This window comes from Parendozoicomonas sp. 2304DJ65-17 (genome assembly GCF_058148445.1).
Genome location: NZ_JBYVJV010000092.1, coordinates 1 through 242, shown reverse-complemented (window position 1 = coordinate 242; position 242 = coordinate 1). Strand labels below are relative to the sequence as shown.

Here is a 242-nt window from a genome sequence, read left to right as displayed (position 1 = left end):
CAGGCTGCGGTCACGAGGCATGCCTTCCAGGCCTGCTGTCACGGCGTCCAAGTGCACAAGGTAGAACAATGCTATATAGGGAATAGCTGCTGACAGGATGGCATGCTTGATAACGTCGATATAATGAATACCAACATATTCCACCATCAGGAAAGCTGCAGCACCCATAATTGGTGGTGTCAGTTGACCATTGGTGGAAGCTGCCACTTCAATTGCACCTGCTTTGGTGGCTGGGAATCCTA

Annotated in this window: 1 protein-coding gene; it reads right to left on the bottom strand. The window is 50.4% G+C overall.

Features of this window, described 5'->3' with window-relative positions; translation table 11 throughout:
- Positions 1-242: TRAP transporter large permease subunit (locus ACY2RR_RS24640; RefSeq protein WP_490110843.1), on the bottom strand; the 242-nt coding region annotated here is incomplete at both ends.